Source organism: Aeromonas sp. HMWF015, assembly GCF_963878965.1.
Lineage (GTDB): Bacteria > Pseudomonadota > Gammaproteobacteria > Enterobacterales > Aeromonadaceae > Aeromonas > Aeromonas veronii.
In genome coordinates, this window is the sequence record NZ_CAWNZT010000401.1 from 1 (window position 1) to 1,167 (window position 1,167).

General features: G+C 39.2%; 1 protein-coding gene. It reads left to right on the forward strand.

The window, feature by feature from the left end; all coding sequences use genetic code 11:
- Nucleotides 1-924 (forward strand): DUF3987 domain-containing protein (locus tag AACS18_RS20620; protein WP_146184808.1); only part of this gene is annotated, 924 nt, incomplete at its 5' end.
- Nucleotides 925-1,167 lie beyond the last annotated feature (243 nt).

Here is a 1,167-nt window from a genome sequence, read left to right on the forward strand (position 1 = left end):
GCCAACAACACAGAGCTCCTGATTGATGGCGCTCGCCTAACCATAAGCATCCAGGTTCAACCTGACATATACAAGTCATTCAGAGAAAAAAGTGGGGCGTCATTCAGAAGCTCCGGACTCGACGCACGCTTTTTGTTTTGTGAGCCAGCATCTGAAATTGGCAATCGATTTGAGGATGAGTCTGTAGACGGTAGCCAGCCATTTCAGGACTTAGATGCATTACGTGATTTTCATGCAAGAATCGATGTCTTGCTGAGAGAAGGGGCTGATTGCACAACACGTCACTGCTTAAAGATGACAGATGAAGCCAAGAGGTCGTGGCTTCAAAAATACAATCAAATTGAAGAACACATGAAACGTGGTGAATACTTGGAAGACTATAAAGATTTTGGTTCTAAATTTATGGAGCAGGCTTCACGTATAGCTGGTGTTCTACATGTTTTCACTCACACTGATTATCAAGCACACGATGTTAATTACAGAACGATGAATATGGCGATTCACTTGACAGAAATATACTTACATCAAGCCTTGAAGATCTTTGTAAAACCAGAAGTAAAGGACCTGTCAGATCAAAAAAACGCTGACACGCTACTGGCCTGGATTAAGCAAAACTGGAAAAATGAGTGGTTTTTAAAAAGTGAAATTAGAAGAAGTGGTCCCTACCGTATGCGGGACTTAGGAAATTTAGACAACGCGATTGATATGCTTATTGCCACAGGAGATATTTATTGCTTCAAGAAAAAGCAGTCTATATATATTTCCTTGTCCTGGGATAAGCATCCAGATTATATACGCCGCGAATCGAGACTGAGGAAAGATGATAGGAGCGTTAAAGGCCTAGTCCCATACTACGGAAAGTATAAATCAAAAATGCTATCCCGTATTAAGCGCATACGTGATATATCAGATGAATTCCGTTGAAATAGGACAGGCGACAAAAGAAATATTTCACCTATTCCCGTCAAGAAATAGGGTTGAAAACACTAGTATATAAAATTCTTCCGTGATTTTATTTTAGCCATAAAAAGATCCATAAGACAACCAATGCAAGATGCGTACTTTGTTTACTATCTATGTCATTGCTAATGGGAATATCCATATAAACATGAATTAAAACAGCATCGTTACTTTATTAAGGCAATCGCTTTAGTTAAGGGTTTTATG